Source organism: Paracoccus amoyensis (genome assembly GCF_014490725.1).
In the GTDB taxonomy this organism is placed as follows: domain Bacteria; phylum Pseudomonadota; class Alphaproteobacteria; order Rhodobacterales; family Rhodobacteraceae; genus Paracoccus; species Paracoccus amoyensis.
Window position 1 is genome coordinate 563166 of the sequence record NZ_JACOQL010000002.1, and the last position, 18651, is coordinate 581816.

General features: G+C 60.4%; 20 protein-coding genes. 9 read left to right on the forward strand and 11 right to left on the reverse strand.

Annotated features, from left to right (window positions below; genetic code table 11):
• Nucleotides 1-8: 8 nt before the first annotated feature.
• From H4P12_RS07625 to H4P12_RS07635, 3 genes are read right to left on the reverse strand one after another with little or no spacing between them, the layout of a single operon-like run.
• Complete coding sequence (locus H4P12_RS07625) at nt 9-278, reverse strand: hypothetical protein (protein WP_187793056.1); 270 nt, start codon at nt 276-278, stop codon at nt 9-11.
• 48 nt (nt 279-326) lie between these two features.
• Nucleotides 327-650, reverse strand: a complete 324-nt coding sequence (locus H4P12_RS07630; RefSeq protein WP_187793057.1) for a DnaJ family domain-containing protein — start codon at nt 648-650, stop codon at nt 327-329.
• Nucleotides 650-3739, reverse strand: coding sequence for a valine--tRNA ligase (locus tag H4P12_RS07635; protein WP_187793058.1), 3090 nt, complete (start codon nt 3737-3739; stop codon nt 650-652). The genes H4P12_RS07630 and H4P12_RS07635 overlap by 1 nt, the downstream gene beginning before the upstream one ends.
• A 245-nt stretch (nt 3740-3984) precedes the next feature.
• On the opposite strand from H4P12_RS07635, the gene H4P12_RS07640 reads away from it, so the two are divergent.
• The 3 genes from H4P12_RS07640 (at nt 3985) to H4P12_RS07650 (ending at nt 7086) form a co-directional block, all read left to right on the forward strand.
• Nucleotides 3985-4950, forward strand: coding sequence for a DctP family TRAP transporter solute-binding subunit (locus H4P12_RS07640; protein WP_187793347.1), 966 nt, complete (start codon nt 3985-3987; stop codon nt 4948-4950).
• 63 nt (nt 4951-5013) lie between these two features.
• The gene (locus tag H4P12_RS07645) at nt 5014-5694 is read left to right on the forward strand and encodes a TRAP transporter small permease (RefSeq protein WP_187793059.1); all 681 of its coding nucleotides are present in this window, start codon (nt 5014-5016) and stop codon (nt 5692-5694) included.
• A gap of 3 nt (nt 5695-5697) precedes the next feature.
• A complete protein-coding gene (locus H4P12_RS07650) occupies nt 5698-7086 on the forward strand; it encodes a TRAP transporter large permease (RefSeq protein ID WP_187793060.1) in 1389 nt (462 codons plus the stop codon).
• A gap of 277 nt (nt 7087-7363) precedes the next feature.
• On the opposite strand, the gene H4P12_RS07655 is transcribed toward H4P12_RS07650, so the two are convergent.
• The 6 genes from H4P12_RS07655 to H4P12_RS07680 all read right to left on the reverse strand — a co-directional run bounded on the left by H4P12_RS07655 (nt 7364) and on the right by H4P12_RS07680 (nt 11086).
• A complete protein-coding gene (locus tag H4P12_RS07655; protein WP_246449042.1) occupies nt 7364-7591 on the reverse strand; it encodes a hypothetical protein in 228 nt (75 codons plus the stop codon).
• A gap of 167 nt (nt 7592-7758) precedes the next feature.
• The gene (locus tag H4P12_RS07660; protein ID WP_187793061.1) at nt 7759-8241 is read right to left on the reverse strand and encodes a VOC family protein; all 483 of its coding nucleotides are present in this window, start codon (nt 8239-8241) and stop codon (nt 7759-7761) included.
• A gap of 117 nt (nt 8242-8358) precedes the next feature.
• Nucleotides 8359-8739: a hypothetical protein gene (locus tag H4P12_RS07665; protein WP_223115734.1), complete on the reverse strand. Its 381-nt coding sequence runs from the start codon at nt 8737-8739 to the stop codon at nt 8359-8361.
• A gap of 62 nt (nt 8740-8801) precedes the next feature.
• Entirely contained in the window at nt 8802-9608 is an 807-nt protein-coding gene (locus H4P12_RS07670; protein WP_187793062.1) for a VOC family protein, read from the reverse strand.
• Nucleotides 9609-9618: 10 nt separating this feature from the next.
• On the reverse strand, nt 9619-10290 hold the full coding sequence (locus H4P12_RS07675) for a glutathione S-transferase family protein (RefSeq protein ID WP_187793063.1): 672 nt from the start codon (nt 10288-10290) through the stop codon (nt 9619-9621).
• A 73-nt stretch (nt 10291-10363) separates the two neighbouring features.
• Nucleotides 10364-11086 (reverse strand): DUF1428 domain-containing protein, encoded by a 723-nt coding sequence (locus tag H4P12_RS07680; RefSeq protein ID WP_187793064.1) that lies wholly within the window; start codon nt 11084-11086, stop codon nt 10364-10366.
• A gap of 102 nt (nt 11087-11188) precedes the next feature.
• Between H4P12_RS07680 and H4P12_RS07685 the strand changes: the two genes are divergently transcribed.
• The 4 genes from H4P12_RS07685 to H4P12_RS07700 all read left to right on the forward strand — a co-directional run bounded on the left by H4P12_RS07685 (nt 11189) and on the right by H4P12_RS07700 (nt 14859).
• Nucleotides 11189-11854: a winged helix-turn-helix transcriptional regulator gene (locus H4P12_RS07685; protein WP_187793065.1), complete on the forward strand. Its 666-nt coding sequence runs from the start codon at nt 11189-11191 to the stop codon at nt 11852-11854.
• Between the two features lie 146 nt (nt 11855-12000).
• A complete protein-coding gene (locus H4P12_RS07690) occupies nt 12001-12486 on the forward strand; it encodes a PRC-barrel domain-containing protein (RefSeq protein WP_187793066.1) in 486 nt (161 codons plus the stop codon).
• A gap of 134 nt (nt 12487-12620) precedes the next feature.
• The gene (locus H4P12_RS07695) at nt 12621-13775 is read left to right on the forward strand and encodes a type III PLP-dependent enzyme (protein WP_187793350.1); all 1155 of its coding nucleotides are present in this window, start codon (nt 12621-12623) and stop codon (nt 13773-13775) included.
• Nucleotides 13776-13809: 34 nt separating this feature from the next.
• The gene (locus tag H4P12_RS07700; RefSeq protein WP_187793067.1) at nt 13810-14859 is read left to right on the forward strand and encodes a DUF2235 domain-containing protein; all 1050 of its coding nucleotides are present in this window, start codon (nt 13810-13812) and stop codon (nt 14857-14859) included.
• On the opposite strand, the gene H4P12_RS07705 is transcribed toward H4P12_RS07700, so the two are convergent.
• Both H4P12_RS07705 and metF read right to left on the reverse strand, forming a co-directional pair.
• Nucleotides 14844-15755 carry a DMT family transporter gene (locus tag H4P12_RS07705; RefSeq protein ID WP_187793068.1) on the reverse strand — a complete coding sequence of 304 codons (912 nt, stop codon included), beginning with the start codon at nt 15753-15755 and terminating at the stop codon, nt 14844-14846. The two genes, H4P12_RS07700 and H4P12_RS07705, sit on opposite strands and share 16 nt — an antisense overlap.
• A gap of 44 nt (nt 15756-15799) precedes the next feature.
• Nucleotides 15800-16678, reverse strand: coding sequence for a methylenetetrahydrofolate reductase [NAD(P)H] (metF, locus tag H4P12_RS07710; RefSeq protein ID WP_187793069.1), 879 nt, complete (start codon nt 16676-16678; stop codon nt 15800-15802).
• 88 nt (nt 16679-16766) lie between these two features.
• Between metF and H4P12_RS07715 the strand changes: the two genes are divergently transcribed.
• Nucleotides 16767-17681, forward strand: coding sequence for a LysR family transcriptional regulator (locus H4P12_RS07715; RefSeq protein WP_187793351.1), 915 nt, complete (start codon nt 16767-16769; stop codon nt 17679-17681).
• Nucleotides 17682-17771: 90 nt separating this feature from the next.
• Nucleotides 17772-18563 (forward strand): inositol monophosphatase family protein, encoded by a 792-nt coding sequence (locus H4P12_RS07720; RefSeq protein ID WP_187793352.1) that lies wholly within the window; start codon nt 17772-17774, stop codon nt 18561-18563.
• Nucleotides 18564-18651: the final 88 nt, after the last annotated feature.

Below are 18651 nucleotides of genomic sequence, written 5' to 3' on the forward strand. Positions count from 1 at the left end.
CGCAAGGATCAGGCGGCCCGGTTTCTACCTGCGATGAAAGGAAACCTCCGCCGCTTCCTTTCATCGAAACCCTTGTCATGCCCTGTCAGTGCATTGCGATTTTGGTCGTTCGATGTGCCGCCCCAGATGCGGTCATTGCCTGCGCCGCCCTGAACGGTATCCATACCGTCGCCGCCAAGGATGACATCCTTGCCGCCATTCCCCAGAATCCTGACTGTGGCTTCCAACGAGCCGTCCTGACAGGTCATTCCGGTTGCGCTATCAAGTCGCACGAACATGAACAGAGATTCATGCCCCTCGACCGAGCGATCGCCATGGGCAACGGCTTATCCTCGCAGCGATTTCCTTCGCGCGTCGGCGGACATGGCGCGTTTCAGGTCCAGCAAGGCGATCTGTTTCTGCATCGCCTTGCGCTCTTCCTGATCCTCGATCTGGGCAAGGATGGCGCGCTTGGCCTCGACCTCTTTCTGATAGGCGATTTCGGGCGGGACAAAGCCCGCCTCTGCCATCATGCGGTGCAGAACATCATCCGCGCTTTCGCGCAGGCGTTCGCGGTCCAGCGGTTTGCCTTCGCCCTTCAGGCCGGTCAGTTCGCCGCGTGCGACAGCGGCATCAATTTGCCGCTGCGCAATGCGTTCGAACCAGCGCATCACATTGCCTGAAGCTGCGCCAGTGCGGCGCGGGTGCGGGCAATGTCATCGTCCAGCGTGGCCAGTTTGGCGCGGGTTTCCTCGATCACCTCATCGCCGGCGTTTTCGACGAATTTGGGGTTGGACAGGCGGCCGCGCAGACCGCCGGCATCCTTTTCGGATTTCGCCAGCGATTTTTCCAGACGCGCGGTTTCGCCCACAACGTCGATCACGTCGCCGATGGGCAGGGCAAAGCTCGCCCCCGTTGCCGCGACCGAGATCATGCCCTTGCCCGCCGCGCCATCAACCGGCGCATTCACGCGGGCCAACCGCTGGATCAGCGGGCTGTTGGCGGCCAGCGCGGCGCGGGCGGCATCATCGGCCTCGGTCACGATCAGGTCCAGCTTGGCCCCCGCCGGAACGCCCATTTGCGCCCGCGCCGACCGGATACCTTCGATCAGCGAGATGACCCAGTTCATCTGGCGGTCCGCATCCGCGTCAATCAGTTCCGCGCCATAGGCTGGCCAGTCGCCATGGACCAGCATCTTGGCGCGGTCGCCGGTCAGCGCCCACAATTCCTCGGTCACGAAGGGCATGACCGGGTGCAGCATCAGGAAGCATTGATCCAGCACCCATCCCATCGTCGCCCGTGTTTCATCGGCATATTCGCCGTCGAACAGGGGCTTGGAGAATTCGACATACCAATCGCAGACCTTGCCCCAGACAAAGGCGTAAAGCCCGGTGGCGACATCGTTGAAGTGATAGTTGGTCAGGGCCTCATCCGTGGCCAGACGGATGCGAGCGACCTCGCCAATGATCCAGCGGTTGACCGTATGGCTTGGCGTGGGCAGATCGCCGCCGCCGCGCACGCCGTTCATTTCGGCAAAGCGCGTGGCGTTCCAGATTTTCGTGACGAAGTTGCGATTCGCCTCGACATGTTTCGGACCCAGTTTGGGGTCGCGGCCCATGGCGGCCATGCTGGTCAGGGTGAAGCGCATGGCATCGGCGCCAAATTCGTCGATCAGGGTCAGCGGGTCGATGACGTTCCCTTTCGACTTCGACATCTTGGCGCCCTTTTCGTCGCGCACAAGGCCGTGGACGTAAACCGTGTGGAAGGGGATTTGCTTAACCACTTCAAGCTGCATCATCATCATCCGGGCGACCCAGAAGAAGATGATGTCAAAGCCCGTGACCAGCACATCGGTCGGAAAATACTTGCGCATTTCCGGCGTGTCTTCCGGCCAGCCCAGCGTGCCAATGGGCCAGAGGCCGGAGCTGAACCAGGTGTCGAGAACGTCGGGATCGCGCCAGACCGGATAAACAAGCTGGGTCGGATCCTGCGACAGGGTGTAATCTGCCAAGCCCTGCGAAAACGCGTCGATTGCGGCGTTGCGATCAGCGACTTCGATGACACGGCTGATCTCCAACGGTTGCGGCAAACCCGCGATGCTGTCGCGGAACTGGTCAATTACACCTTTGAAATCCGGCGCGGCATGGTGGATCTCGTCGCGGTGAACCAGACCTTCTTCCAGCAGGGCAAAGGTTTCGACATAGTCCAATTCGCCATCATGGTCGTCATCGACCTGCCCTTCCAGCGACAGATCAAGACCATACCAAACCGGAATCTGATGCCCCCACCACAGCTGGCGGCTGATGGTCCATGGCTCGATATTTTCCAGCCAGTTGAAATAGACCTTCTTGTGCTGCTCGGGCAGGATTTCGGTGCGGCCGTCGCGGACGGCATCCAGCGCAGGGCCGACGATCTGTTGCGTATCGACGAACCACTGATCGGTCAGCATGGGTTCGATCACCACGCCGGAACGGTCGCCAAAGGGCTGCATGATCGGCTTGGCATCGACGACGGGGCGGCGTTCCAGATGCTCGGCCCCGGTTTCCGTGTCGATTTCCTTGTGCAGATAGGTGACGGCCAGACCTTCGGCGTTGATCTGGTCGATCACCAGCTTGCGGGCCTCGTAACGGTCCAGACCGCGCAGATCGTCAGGCACAAGGTTCACGTTGGACACATCGCCCACATCCTCGCCCCGCGCGGCGCGGGTCGCGATCTCGGCGCTTTCGGCATAGGGCAACCCGTCCTGACGCATGGCGCCCTTGGTATCCATCAGCGCGTAAAGCGGGATATTGTTGCGGGTGGCGACGTCGTAATCGTTGAAGTCATGCGCACCGGTGATTTTCACCGCGCCGGACCCGAAATCGGGGTCCGGGTATTCATCGGTGATGATCGGGATCAGGCGGCGGTGCTCCTTGGGGCCGACCGGGATTTCGACCAGCTTGCCGACGATGGGGGCATAGCGTGCATCATCCGGATGCACCGCCACCGCGCCATCGCCCAGCATGGTTTCGGGACGGGTGGTGGCGATGCTGATGTAATCACGGGTTTCGCGAAGCGTGACGTTGCCGTCAGCGTCACGCTCGACATATTCATAGCTCTCGCCACCCGCCAGCGGGTATTTGAAATGCCACATATGCCCGGGCACTTCGCGGTTCTCGACCTCCAGATCGCTGATGGCGGTTTCGAAATGGGGATCCCAGTTCACCAACCGCTTGCCGCGATAGATGATGCCCTTGTCGTAAAGATCCACGAAAACCCGGATCACGGCGTCGTGGAAATTGCCTTCCTCACCGGCTGGCGCACCGGGTGCACCGGACATGGTAAAGGCGTTACGCGACCAGTCGCAGGATGCGCCAAGGCGCTTTAGCTGGTTGATGATCGTGTCGCCGGATTCCTGCTTCCACGCCCAGATTTTTTCGACGAATGCTTCGCGCCCAATCTCGCGGCGGTTTGGCTCTTGCCGTTCGGCCATGCGGCGTTCCACCACCATTTGCGTGGCGATGCCGGCATGGTCCTGACCGGGCTGCCACAGCACATCGAAACCGCGCATCCGGTGCCAGCGGACCAGAATGTCCTGCAACGTGTTGTTCAGCGCGTGGCCGATATGCAGGCTGCCGGTCACGTTGGGGGGCGGGATCATCACGGTGAAAGTCTCGCTGCGCGAGGCATTGGCCCCGGCGGCAAAGGCGTTGGTCTGTTCCCATTCCGCCGCGATCCGCGCCTCGGCTGAGTTGGCGTCAAAGCTCTTGTCCATGCTCATCGTCTTGATCCCGTATGTCTTATGTCGGGCTTAGCGAACTGCGGGGAAAAGGCCAAGCCTTGCTGTGCTGTGGGCGCGGCGGGCGTTGGCGGAAGGGCCGTATTAAACGCTTGCTTTAACGCCCCCATCTGCGAAACAGTGGAAGGGGTGAGGAAAACCGGACGCAATGATCCGGGCGGAAAGACATAACGGGAGGAGATACCGTGAAAAAGACATTTGTAACCGCCGCCTGCGGGCTGGCGCTGATGACGACTGGCGCACTGGCCGATCCGGCGGGCTGCGATGCTGGCGAAGAGGTGGTGAAGTTCAGCCACGTCACCAATAGCGACAAACATCCCAAAGGCATCGCCGCCGCCCTGTTCGCCGAACGTGTCAACGCCGAGATGGACGGCAAGATGTGCGTCGAGGTCTATCCCAACACGACCCTCTATGATGACGATGCACTGCTGGAGGCGATGTTGCAGGGCGACGTGCAGATGGGCGCGCCCTCGCTGTCGAAATTCGAAACCTTCACCAAGGTTTTCCAGATCTACGATCTGCCCTTCATGTTCAAGAACATCGCTGCCGTGGATGAGTTTCAGGCCTCCGAGGCTGGCATCGCGATGAAGTCCAGCATGGAGCGTCGGGGCATTCAGGGGCTGGAATTCTGGCATAACGGGATGAAGCAATTGTCTGCGGGCAAGCCGCTGGTGACGCCGGAAGATGCCAAGGGCCTGAAGTTCCGCGTTCAGCCCAGCGACGTGATCATCGCCCAGTTCGAGGCGCTTGGCGCGTCTGCCCAGCCGATGGCGTTCTCAGAGGTTTATGGCGCGTTGCAGACCGGCGTTGTCGACGGTCAGGAAAACGCGTGGTCGAACATCTATGGCCAGAAGTTCTACGAGGTTCAGGACGGCACGACCGAAACCAATCACGGTGTCCTGGATTATCTGGTCGTCGCCTCGGTGGACTGGCTGGACGGCCTTGATCCGGCGGTCAAAGACCAGATGCTGAAGATATTGAACGAAGTCTCGACCGAGCGGAACGGCGTCGTCAATGACGTCGATATGGAGGCGCGTCAGGCCATTCTGGATGCTGGCGGCAAGATCGTCGAGTTGGACGACACGCAGCGTCAGGCATGGGTCGATGCGATGAAACCCGTGTGGGAGCAGTTCGCCGAAGGTGTTGGTCAGGACAACATCGACGCGGCGCAGGCCATCAACGAAAAACACTAAGCCGATTGGGCCTGTCCGGTTTTCCGGGCAGGCCGTTTCATCGCGCGCAAGAGGGGAGGCGCCATGAGCCAGGGGTATGAACCGCGAGGGGTGGTCGGCCGCTTTGTGAACAGCCTTGAACAGAACATCATCGCGATCATCCTTGGCGTGATGACCGTTCTGACATTCGTCAATGTCGTGCTGCGCTATGTTTTTCAAAGCTCGCTGATCTGGGGGCTTGAACTGACGCTGGCACTGTTTGCATGGCTGGTGCTTTTGGGCATATCGCATGCGGTCAAGATCAACGCGCATCTGGGCGTGGATGCGGTGATCAATCTGCTGCCGCCAGCGGCCCGCCGGATTCTGGCGCTGATCGCGGGCGTCCTGTGCATTTTCTATGCCGCGCTGGTGCTGAAGGGGGCGTGGGATTACTGGGCGCCATTCGCGGGGTTTCAGCAAACCGGGGGGCGCTGGTTTCCAACCGGTTTCATCGAAACCCGCGACCGCGCCTTCTACGAGACCGAGCAGATCCCGATGCCGTTCTTCCTGAACTGGATGGGTGATGTGTTCAACATGGGCGAGGCTTATGACAAGTTGCCCCGTCTGGTGCCCTATGTCGTCCTGCCGGTCGGCATAGCATTGCTGCTGTTCCGCCTGCTGCAAGCCGTCTGGATGATCTGGAAAGGCGAACGTCAAAGCCTGATCGTCAGCCACGAAGCCGAGGATGCCATCGAGGAAGTCCGCCATATGAATCGCGGGGAATAGCGGATGGAAGTCGTTCTTCTTTTTGTCCTGATCATCGGTCTGATGTTGGTCGGTGTGCCGATTGCAATCTCGCTTGGTCTGGCCTCCACACTGTTTCTGCTGTGGTTTTCGAACACATCCTTGGCGTCCATCGCGCAAACCCTGTATAACGCGATGGACGGGCATGCGACGCTGCTGGCGATCCCGTTCTTCATCCTTGCGTCCAGTTTCATGTCCACGGGTGGCGTGGCGCGGCGGATCATCCGCTTTTCCATCGCCTGTGTCGGTCATTTGCCGGGCGGTCTGGCGATTGCCGGCGTGTTTGCCTGCATGCTGTTCGCGGCCCTGTCCGGGTCATCGCCTGCAACCGTGGTTGCCATCGGCTCGATCGTGATCGCGGCGATGCGGCAGGTGGGTTATACCAAGGATTTTGCGGCGGGCGTGATCTGTAACGCGGGCACATTGGGCATTCTGATCCCGCCCTCCATCGTGATGGTCGTCTATGCCAGTGCGACCGATGTGTCAGTAGGCCGGATGTTTCTTGCCGGTGTGATCCCCGGACTTCTGGCGGGCTTCATGTTGATGGCCGCGATTCTGTTCTTTGCCATCTGGAAGGGCATGCCGCGAGAGCCGTGGCGGGGTTGGCGCGAAATCTGGGTCAGCTTCAAAGAGGCGTTCTGGGGCCTGATGCTGATCGTCATCATCATGGTTGGCCTGTATGGCATCCCCGGGATCACCAGGGCGATCTTCACCCCGACCGAGGCCGCTGCCGTTGCTGCCGTCTGGGCCTTTATCGTGGCGATGTTCATTTACCGCGACATGGGTCCGCTGCGGGACGGTGAAACACGGATTCCGCTGTGGAAAAAACCGCAGGCGTTGATCACCGCCTTTTTCCATCCCGGCACGCGCGATGTGCTGTATGAGGCGGGCAAACTGACCATCACCCTGATGTTCATCATCGCCAATGCGCTGATTCTGAAACATGTGCTGACGGATGAACAGATCCCGCAACATATCGCCGGGGCGATGCTCGGCGCGGGCTTTGACAAGATCATGTTCCTTGTGATCGTGAACCTGATCCTGCTGATCGGCGGTCAGTTCATGGAACCGTCCGGCCTGATCCTGATCGTCGCGCCGCTGGTCTTTCCGATTGCCATCGAACTGGGTGTCGATCCGATCCATCTGGGCATCATCATGGTCGTCAACATGGAGATCGGCATGATCACCCCGCCGGTCGGGCTGAACCTGTTCGTGACCTCGGGTGTGGCGGGCATGTCGATCATGCGCGTGGTCAAGGCGTCGTTGCCATTCCTGATGGTCCTGTTCCTCCTCCTGATCCTGATTACCTATGTGCCGTGGTTGTCGACGTGGTTGCCAACAAAGGTCATGGGGCCGGAAGTGCTGATTAAATAACGCAAAAAGCCCGCCGGAATGGCGGGCTTTTTTTGGTGGCTGCAGGCAATGGCAACGGACCAAGCCTCGGCAGAATGCCGGGCTATGTCAGGTGCAAAATCATATCCCAACGATCCAGACCGGGGCGATAACCATCCGGCGTGACATGCACCGTCAGGCGATCACATTTCCCTGATATTCGATGACGGCATATGGGCGCCTGCGAACGGGCGCGTCCAGAAAGTCCAGAAAGGCGCTTCGATCTTTGCGGGCAAACACCGAAAGACACGCTGCGCGATCAGTAATACAGTGCCCCGAAGATGCGCCGGAGTTCGCCTTCGCGGGTCAGACCGCGGGCCGCCAGTTCTGCGTCACTGGTTGCATTCAGGCGACGGACGGCCTTGGCGCGTGGGCTGCTTTCAGCCAAGCGGATCAGAAAACCGCCAATTGCACGGAACGGAGCAGTAAAACCCCACCGAACGCCGTCAGCAAAACCGGAATTATTCAATGTTGCGGTTCGTGCCATTTGGAAACTCCTTGTGCCCTTCACAGGTGGTTTCCTCCCCTAAGGGCAATATGGCAGCGGATCGCGGCGGGGGACAAGGCACAAGCCCGCAGCTCCGGGTTGCGTCTGGTGCAAGGCTCTGTGCCAAACTATTGGTCAATCAGTCCAATCCGGGGGCGATAGGCAACTCAGCCTTTGTTCTCGAACGCTGCGCGCATGGTTGCGATGTCCAGTTTTTTCATCTTGTACATCGCCTGACGCGCACGCTCGGCCGCCTCGGCATCGTCCGAGAAGTTCATCTCGATCACCGCGCGGGGCGTGATCTGCCAGGACAGACCCCATCGGTCGATCAGCCAACCGCATTGGCTTTCCTGGCCACCGTCAGCCGTCAGCGCATTCCACAACCGGTCGGTTTCGGCCTGATCGTCCGTCAGAACGGAAATCGAGGCCGCAGGTGACAGTGTGAAATCCGGACCGCCGTTCAGGATCATGTAGGGAGTTCCTGCAAGGTGGAAGTTGACGACCAGCGCGGGAACGTCGTCGCCCTGAAAACCTGCCGTGTTTTCGATGGCGCTGTTTGGGATCAGATTGGTGTAGAACGTGGCGGCGGCGACGCCGTCCTTTTCCATCCACAGGCAGGTTCGGACCGCATGGTTGCTGATCGCGGGCATGGGATGTCCTTTCGATTGTTGGTGATTGCTGGGTTTCTGTTACCAGATCATTCTGCATATCGGTGGATATCGGCTGTGGCTTCGTCGAATTTTGACAGCAGCCGATTGACTGCCAGATCAAGAGTTTTCGGATTGATCCTTGCCGGATTTTCGCACCAGAAGCACAACCCCCGCCGGGTCCGATGTCCAGTGGCCGGTCACGCTGTCCAGCGGCTCCAGCTCATCGCGCGGCGGGCTGCCAAGTGCCGCCAATGCAGAGCTTGGGTCGTCGCTGAACAGTTCCAGCCAGACATCGACCTGTGATTGATGCGGCACCCTGTCGATCCACAAGGTAAAGCCGTTGAAGTCAAAGCCGGTGCTGCTCTCCAGCTCTCGGGTGACGCTCAGGCCGATTTTATCGCGGTAGAATGCAACCGTGTCAGCCCATTTGTGCAGGGGAACCTTGATCGCAATGTTCTGGCCGGGACGGATGGCGTGGGGCGGTTTGTGATCGTTCATCAGATATCCTCAGTTTCAGCAGGGAAACGCGGCCGGGTCCGGGTGGCCCGGCCCCACGCGCGTTATTTTTCGGGGCCGACAATGGCGAAGGCTGCCCCCTGCGGGTCTGCGCCGATGGCGATCCAGGCCGGACCCGGAACCTCTTGTGGGCCGACGTAAATCTGACCGCCTGCGGCCTTGATGGCGTCAATTTTGGTGGCGACGCTGCCATCGACACCGAAATAGGGAAGCCAAGCCGGCACGGGGGCGTTTCCTTGCGGTTGAATCGCGCCGATATCTTTGCCGTCGTGGCGGATCAATTGGTATGTGCCCATGTCACCCATGTCACCCATGTCCATCGCATCGCCCTTGGTCCAGCCGAACAGCTTGGAATAGAACGCATAGGCAGCCTCGGGATCGGGCGTCATCAGTTCATTCCAGTTGCCATGCCCTGCCTTCTGCTGGTCAAAAGCACCTTCACCAGCATTGGCCTTGGCGCGGTCGGCCTCGCTCATCTGGCTCATGTCGGCTTGCAGGATGCCAAAGACAGCGCCTTGCGGGTCGGCGACGATGGCAAAGCGGCCGGTGCCGGGGATGTCGGCCGGTTCCTTATAGATCCTACCGCCCGCCGCCCTGATATCCGCCGTTGTCCTGTCGCAATCATCGACGGCGAAATAGATCACCCAGTTCGGTGGATGCTCGCCTTCCTGATCGGCATTCGACATCAGCCCCGCAACCATCCCGTCGCCCATCTTGGCGAGGTGATATTCGAAGCCTTCCATTCCGGAGTCAGCGACGTTCCAGCCGAGGATCTTGCGATAGAATTCTCCGGCCTTGTCGAGATCGGTTGTGCCTAGTTCATACCAACAGGGATTTCCGTGATAGCTCATGGCTCTCTCCTCAATTTGCTTTGGCGGCATCTGCCGCCGTCCAATGCGCCATGTGGTCCTGCATGGCTTTCGCAAAGGCCGGCCGTGCCGTGGCGCGTTCGACATAATCCGTCAGCGCGGGAAAATTGTTCAGCGCCCCGGAATCCTGAAGCACTCGCAGGACATCGACCATGATGATATCGGCGGCACTGAAATCGCCCGCGATCCATTCGCGATCCGCCATCAGCATTTCCAACGCGGCAAGGCGACTGTTCATGAACTTCAGCATATGCGCCTCTAGCTCGGCCGAGGCGGGTGGGCCGAAAATCTGCGGCAGATCCTTGGACATTTGCGTATTCATCCAGTTGCTGACGGACGGTTCGACACTGTTCAGCGCAGCGATGACCCACTGAGTGATTTCAGTCCGTTTTTCCGGCGGCAGCAGGGGCGTGCCCTCGGCCAGATGCAAGGCGATGGCGCCCGTTTCAAACAGCGTCACATCGCCGTCTTCGATCATGGGCACCTGTGCAAAGGGTTGCATCGCCCTGTGAGCATCACTTTTGGGGTTCACCGGAACGGTTGCGATGTCGTAGCTGCGTCCTGTTTCCTCGGCTGCCCATCGCGCGCGCAAGTCACGCACGAAACCGCGAGGAAATTCTGGCAGCCAGTCATAGGTGTAGATCGTCAGTTTCCGAGCGGTCATCTGCTTTCTCCGGTCTGACTCCGACGCAGTCTACGCCACGCCGGAAAAAAGGGTGGAAAAAAGGGGTGGATTGTCAGGCTTTGGTGGAATCGAAGATGTTTTCGAAACCGCCCCACATCATGCGCATGCCGTCAAAGGGCATTTCGGGCATCGGCTGGCCGTCCATCTCGGCCTCCATTTTCTTGCTGGCTTCTTCGCAGGTGGCGCGGTCCGGCCAGGCGGTCCAGCTGAACAGGACGGCCTCACCCTCTTTGGCCTTGGTCGCGCGATAGAAATCGGTCTGCTTGCCATGAGGAACGTCCGCGCCCCAGTTTTCGGCAATGCCAAGGCAGCCGAACTTCTCGAACATGCCCCAGGCATCCCGCGCCATCTCTTCGTAGGCGGTCTTGTTCGTTTCAGGAACAGCCAGCAGGAAGCCCTGATAATAGGGCGCGCCGGCGGTCTTGCCTGCTTCCATCACCGGATCAAAGCCGCCAAAGATCATGCGGCTGCCATCAAAGGGCATCTCGCCCATGGCGGCCATGTCAGGGTCGTTCTGCATCTCGGCCCAGGCCTTGTCGGCTGTGGCCCGGTCGGGCCATTCCAGCCAGCTGAAAACCACGGTCTCGTCGTCCTTGGCATTCACCGCGCCCTGAAAGTCGGTGACTTTCCCCTTGGGCGTATCGACCCCCCAGTTTTCGATCATGCGGGTGGCGCCGTATTTTTGCATCATCGGCCATGCGACCTGAAGATGGTCCATATATTTCTGGCGATTGGCGGTCGGAACGGCTGCGACCATGCCTGTGTAATAGGTCATCTCGATCTCTCCCATTCTGCGGTGCAAGGGATGCATCGCATCTTGTCTCCGAATCGGACTATCTCACTTGCAGTAGCAAAAAACAACTGTTAGTATTTAAATATGACTAGGCATGGCGAAAATCCGCGTTTGCGATATGACGAAGGTTGTCTGGCAGCCCATGCGCTGAACCTGATCGGGGATCGCTGGGCGCTGCTGGTGGTGCGCGAACTGATGTTCGCGACGAAGCGGTTTCAGACGCTGCGGGCCGGGATGCCGGGCATTTCGGCCAGCGTGCTGACAGCACGTCTGGCACAGTTGCGTGACGCTGGTGTGATCGCGCATGACGAAAAGCTGGGCCTCTATGCGCTGACCGATGCGGGGCGCGCATTGCTGCCGGTGTTAGAGGCTTTGTGCCGCTGGGCGCTGATCGTGCCGGGGCATGACCATACCAAATTCATCAGTCCATCGGCGCTGATGGTCTCGATGGGGGTCGGCCTTGCTGCTGAACCTGAGATTGGTCGCGTCGCGCTGGCCGGGTTCGATTTCGGGGTCGAGGCGTTTCAGATGCGGGTCGCCGAGGGGCGCGTCGAAACGGTTGCGGTCAAAACCCCCAATACGCCGTTTGTCCTGAAAGGTAACGGAAATACGCTGGCGATTGCGGTCTATGGGACCGTGTCGCTGACGACGCTGGTTTCCGAGGGTGTTGTCGGGGTGACCGGTGACATGGCAAGGGCGCAGGAATTTGTTGATCTGTTTTGGCTGGATAAACGATCTGCGGTCGCGTGACTGCGTGGATTGGTTTGGCAGCCGCGCAAAGCGCAGATCACAACCACATGATTTTTGATAATTCGTCCGAATATTTCATGGCTGAACGAAACGGTTTTGCGCCTGGTCGGGTTAATAGCTTACAAAACCTGGAAAGGATTGCAGATATGAAAAACCTTTACCTCTCGACCGCTATGATCCTGTCGCTGGGCGGCGCTGCTGTTGCGCAAACCGCGACGACCGAGGCTCCGGCTGATGCAACTGCCCCTGCGGCTACGGCTGCGGCCAGCAATCCCGGCGAGGCGATGGAAACCGGTCTGCTGCGCGCGTCGGCGCTGGAAGGCGTTGACGTTTACACCATTGATGCAACCGGCCAGACCACCTGGGACGATGGCGTTGCCTATACCGAGATTGATACCAACTGGGACAAGATCGGCGAAATCGAGGATCTGGTTCTTGATGCCAATGGGGACGTTGTCGGCGCAATCGCCGAGGTCGGCGGTTTCCTGGGTCTGGGCGAAAAAGAAGTCGTCCTGAAGCCGGAAGAAGTCGGCTATGTCGTGACGGCTGACAAAATTGCGGTTGTGTCCGGGCTGAGCAAAGAAGCCTTGGAGCAGCGTGAGGAAATAGCAGAAGAGCTGCGCGGAGATTAATCTGCGTCAGAATTTCTGATACATCAGGCGCCCCGAAGAAATTCGGGGCGTTCTTGTTTGAAACGCAGGTGAAGATGTCTTATCTGGCGGCGCAGACTTACTGCGCCACGTCACCCGCGATCATGGAAGGTGCGATGACAAATTCAAAGACCGTATGGCAAAACCCAGCCGAAATCATTCGCGAAACGCAGCCGGAAAATCCGGTTCTGGTCTTTGCTCCGACCGTTCTGCAAGAACGGGCACGGACATTTCTAGAGGGTTTTCCTGGCCTTGTAACCTACGCCGTCAAGTCGAACCCGGAAGAGGCCGTGATCCAGAATCTGGTGACCGCTGGCGTTCAGGGCTTTGACGTCGCCTCGCCAGCCGAGATTGATCTGATCGGGCGTCTGGCCCCGCGCGCGGCGCGGCACTATCACAACCCGGTGCGATCGCAGTCCGAAATCCGGCAGGCCGTTGATGCCAAGATCCGGGCCTGGTCCGTGGACAGCATGTCCGAGCTGGAAAAACTGCTTGCCCATGTCCCGACCGAGGTTGACGGCGAAGGGGTCGAGATTTCGCCGCGCTTCAAGCTGCCGGTTCTGGGTGCGGTCTATGATTTCGGCTCAAAATTCGGGGCTGGCCCCGAATATGCCGCCGAGATGCTGAAGCTGGTCGCGGATCGCGGTTATATCCCGTCGCTGACCTTCCATCCGGGCACCCAATGCACCGACCCGATTGCGTGGGAAAGCTACATCAAGGTTGCCCGAGAAATCTGCGACATGGCGGGTGTCCGGGCGCGTCGTCTGAATGTCGGTGGCGGTTTTCCGTCGCATCGCGTGGTCGGTGTTGAACCCGATCTGGCCTCGATCTTTGCCGAGATCGGCGACACCGTGGCCGAAGCCTTTGGCGATGACGCGCCGCTGCTGGTCTGCGAGCCGGGCCGTGGGCTGTGCGCAGATGCCTATGCGCTGATCACGCGGGTCAAGGCCGTGCGCGATGGTGCGGCGGTGTTCCTGAATGACGGCGTTTATGGCGGTCTGGCCGAATTGCCGATCATCGGCAATATCGACCGCATCGAAGTCTTCGATCCACAAGGAAACCCTCGTCAGGGCCCCCCTGTTGGCCGGGTGATCTTTGGCCCGACCTGCGATTCCGTGGACCGTCTGCCGGGCGAACTGAGCCTGCCCGAAGATATCGCCGAAGGCGATTACGTGATTTTTCAGGGTGCCGGCGCTTACTCGGTCGTGACCAATACGCGGTTCAACGGCTTTGGCGCGTTGGGCCACGCGACTGTGATGTCACTGGCGTAATCCTTTCGTCAGACAGAGATGCTAGGCTGGGCGGATGAATGAGATTCGCCCACCCATGATCCATGTCATTCTGATCGACGGCACCTTCGCGTCGCTGGTCGAAGGTCAGAGCAGTTCGATTGGCCGCATCTATCGATTGTTGCGCGGTGAAACTCCTACAATGACGGGTCGTCGCATCCGGCTGCATTACGGGCTTGGCCAGCAATGGGATCGCTGGCACACCCTGCCCGAGCTGGCAATGGGCCGTGCGCTAGAGGTGCGGATCATAGATGCCTATGGCTGGCTGGCCTCGGGCTATCGCGAAGGGGATCTGATCTTTTTCTTTGGCTATTCGCGCGGCGCCTTTGCCGTGCGAAGCCTTGCCGGGATGATTGGCCGGATCGGGCTGGTGCGTCCGCATTCGGCCACGGAACGCAATGTCCGGCTGGCGTGGCGCTATTATCGTGAAGGCGGGTCGGAACACGCGATCGGGGCGTTTCGGCGCAGACGATGCCTGCCGCATGTGCCGATCCGGCTGATCGGGTGCTTTGATACGGTGCAAAGCCTGGGGATACCTTTTCCCATCCTGGGGCGGCTGACGGCATCGCGTTTCCGGTTCCACGATGCCGCCTTGGGGCCAGAGGTGGAACACGGCCTGCATGCACTGGCGCTGGACGAAACCCGTGCGGCCTTTGCGCCCCCCTTGTGGGACGACGATCCGGGACATCCGGGGCGGATCGAGCAGATGTGGTTTCGTGGGGCGCATCCCGATATTGGCGGACAGCTCAGCGGGATGGAGTTTGCCCGGCCCCTGTCGAATATTCCGCTGGTCTGGATGCTGGGCCGGGCAGAAGAATGCGGCCTGCCGCTGCCGCCGGGGTGGAGGAACCGATTTCCCTGCGATGCGACCGCCCCGCCGATCGGCACATGGCGCAACTGGGGCAAGGCGTTTTGGGTCCGCGCACATCGGCTGGCGGGGGCGCATCAGAATGAGGCGCTGCATTCCACGGTGCCCCCGGACTATACCGGCCCGGCCAGGTTGATCGGGCATCTGGCAAGGCCGCGTGCGGCCCAGGTCAAGGTAGCCGATCAGGCGTCGGTTTGATCGCTTTGTTGCCGTTTCCGCCAATTCGTCGGGCGGAACTCGCTGGCAAGAACACCGGCCAGAATGAATGCCGCGCCAAGCAACGCCAATGCGGGCAGACGGTCGCCCGCGATACGGCCAACCACCCCGCCCCAGACCGGCTCACCTGCATAGATGACGGTGGCGCGGGTGGGCGAGACGGACTTTTGCGCCCAGTTCATCGTCAGCTGAATCAACGCGCTGGCAAGTCCCAGTGCAATCGCACCCATCACCCAGAACCATGAAAATGGTGGAATGCTTTCGCCAACCACAGGCATCATCGCCAGCGATACGATGCCAGCCACGAATAGCTGGATCGCGGTGACGCGGCGGCTGTCCACGCTGTTGGCGAAATGGCCGATCAGGATGATTTCGGCAGCGATGGCCGCGGCGCTGAGCAGGGTAACGATTTCGCCTTTGCTGAACCCGACGGACCCTGCACCCGGCCCCGCAAGCAGGGTCAGCCCGATAAAGGCAAGCGTGACCCCGACCCAGCTCATGACATGGGGCGGTTTTCGCAGCACGATCCACTGCAACAGCGGCACGATGGGCACGTAAAGGGCCGAGATGAAGGCCGATTGGCTGCTGGTAATGGTCTGCAGGCCCCAGGTTTGCATGCCATAGCCGAGGAAGATCGCCACCCCGATGGCGCAGCCCGCGATGATTTCGTGCCGCGTGATGCCGGTCATCGACTTGCGAAAGACCAACAGCGTTGCCAGCCCCGCGATGACAAAGCGCAGGCCGACAAAGAACAGCGGCCCGCTGTAGCGCATCATGATATGCACGGCCAGAAACGTGCCGCCCCAGATCATCGTGATCAGGATCAGCGCCAGTTCCTGTCGTGACAGTCGAAATTTTGGGGTGCTGATGGCTTGCATGATACGCCGCTAGGCCGCGTATCATGCCGCGTCAAGTCAGGTTGTCAGGCGACATGTTCAAGGCTGCGGGTCGGACGAACGCCAAGGGCTGCGCAAACCTCGAATGTCAGATCGGGACGGTTCAGCGTGTAGAAATGCAACTGCTCCACGCCGCCCGCGATCAAATCCTGGCACAGCTTGATGCAGGTATCTGCGGCCAGACGGCGTTCGGCCTCGGGGCCCTCGGCTGCGGCGGCGGAAAAGGCGTGTTCCGCCCAATCGGGAATATTGGTCCCGCAGGCAGCCGCGAAACGCTTGGTGCCGGTCCAGCCCTGAATCGGCAGGATGCCCGGAATGATCGGAACGTCGATCCCTGCCGCCACGCATTTGTCGCGGAAGCGGAAATAGGTATCGGCGTCAAAGAAGAATTGCGTCATCGCGCTGGTCGCGCCCGCGTCGATCTTGCGCTTCAGCCATGCGACATCGGCGTCGGTATCAGGGCTGTCGGGGTGCGGTTCGGGATAGGCGCCCACGCGGATCTGCATGTCGCCACGGGCTGCAATCGCCTCGATCAGCTCGACCGAGCTGGCAAAGCCCTCGGGATAGGGTGTGAACTTGGTCTGACCCTTGGGCGCATCGCCGCGCAGGGCCACGATTTCACGAATGCCCGCATCGGCATAGGATTGCACGATGGACATGGTTTCTTCGCGCGTCGCCTCGACGCAGGTCAGGTGCGCTGCAACCTCCAGCCCGTAATGCTTGGCGATCGTCGTGACTGCCTCGTGCGTCAGCTTGCGGGTGGTGCCGCCCGCGCCATATGTCACCGACACGAAATCCGGGGCGAGGGGAGCCAGTGCACGCGCCGTTTCCCACAGCCGGAACGAGGCATCCAGCGTCTGCGGCGGGAAAAACTCGAAGCTGATTCTGGGCGCGGCGGCGGACATGGCGATTCCTTTCATTTGCGGTCTTGTCTCACATAGGTCGGCGTGAGACAAATTCATAATCTTCAAGATCAACTTGAGTGTTATTCATATGCATCTGGAATTGCGTCACTTGCGAACGGTTCATGCGGTCCACGAACAGGGCGGTCTGGCCCGTGCGGCCGATGTGCTGAACATAACACAATCCGCGCTGTCGCATCAGATCAAAGCGTTAGAGGAACAGGCAGGCGTCGAATTGTTCGTCCGCCGGGCCAAGCCCATGCGCCTGTCGCCCGCCGGGATGCGTCTGCTGCGTCTGGCAGAACAGGTGCTGCCACTGGTCGCCGCGACCGAGGCAGAGTTCAAAGGGGTCGAGGCGGGGCGCATCGGGCGGCTGCATATCGCCATGGAGTGCCATGCCTGTTTCGACTGGCTGCTGCCGGTTCTGGACATTTTCCGCCGTGCATGGCCCGAGGTGGATGTCGATATTCGTCAGCGTCTGGCCTTTGGCGCGTTGCCCGCATTGGCGCGGCAAGAGGTTGATCTGGTGATCTCATCCGACCCGGAGGACATGGCGGGCGTTCATTATCAACCCTTGTTCGATTATGCGCCCACGCTGGTCGTGCCCGCCGGGCATCCCTTGGTGGAAAAGGGTTATGCCGACCCGCAGGATCTGGCGGCCGAGACGCTGATTACCTATCCGATGGATCGGGCGCGGCTGGATGTGTTCAGCCAGTTCCTGACGCCGGCCGGGGTCGAACCTGCCCACCAGCGCACGGTCGAGTTGACCGCCGTATCGCTGATGCTGGTGGCGTCGGGGCGCGGTGTGGCCGTGATGCCCGACTGGGTTCTGCGCCGGGAAGCTGCCAATCCGGAATTGGCGATGCTGCCATTGGGGCAGGGTGGAATCCTGCGCCGTCTGTATGCCGCCATTCGGGCCGAAGATCTGGCGCAGCCCTATATGGCCCATGTCCTGCGCCTGTCGCGGACCGAGCCATTGCGCATGCTGCGGGGGCCGGTTGGGTAAACTTGTCATGCCGCGACGCAGTTTTTTACTGTCCCGCTTCACATTTCGCGCATCTGCGCCTATGACCCTGCCAACCCCATATCGGAGCATCTGATGGCAAGCGCCAATCTGAACATCATGATCAAGGCCGCCCGCAAGGCCGGGCGCAGCCTTGTCAAAGACTTTCGTGAAGTCGAGAACCTGCAGGTCAGCGTCAAGGGCGCGGGCGATTTCGTCAGCAAGGCGGACCGTGAGGCTGAACGGATCATCAAGGAAGAGTTGCGCGGCGCGCGCCCGAATTATGGTTGGCTGGGAGAAGAAACCGGCGAAGAGGCTGGTGAAGATCCCACCCGCCGCTGGATCGTCGACCCGCTGGACGGGACGACCAACTTCCTGCACGGCTTGCCACATTGGGCGGTCAGCATCGCGCTGGAACACAAGGGCGAGATTGTCGCCGCGGTTGTTTTTGACGCCGCCAAGGACGAGCTTTTCGTCGCCGAAAAAGGCGGCGGGGCGTTCATGAACGATCAGCGCCTGCGTGTGTCGGGCCGCCGTCAACTGGTTGATTCTGTCTTTGCCACAGGCATTCCCTTTGCCGGTCGCGGACCGCTGCCCGCCGCCTTGCAGGATTTGGCGCGCCTGATGCCGCTGACCGCAGGGGTGCGCCGCTTTGGTGCGGCATCGCTGGACCTGGCTTATGTCGCGGCCGGTCGTTTCGATGGCTATTGGGAACGTGGCAACCAGCCGTGGGACGTGGCCGCAGGGATCTTGCTGGTGCGCGAGGCCGGTGGTTTTGTCGAAGGTATCCGCGATGGTGACGATCCGCTGGAATCGGGCCGCATGATCGCCGCGAACGTCCAGATATTCGAGCCTTTGGCCAAGATCATTCGCGCCCGCGACTAAGGTCGCTGCGCGGATCTTCTGCGGAACGGGACATCAGTGGACCGACAGCTTGCCGGGATCGCGCAGGGCGCTGCTGCAGCGATGCAGA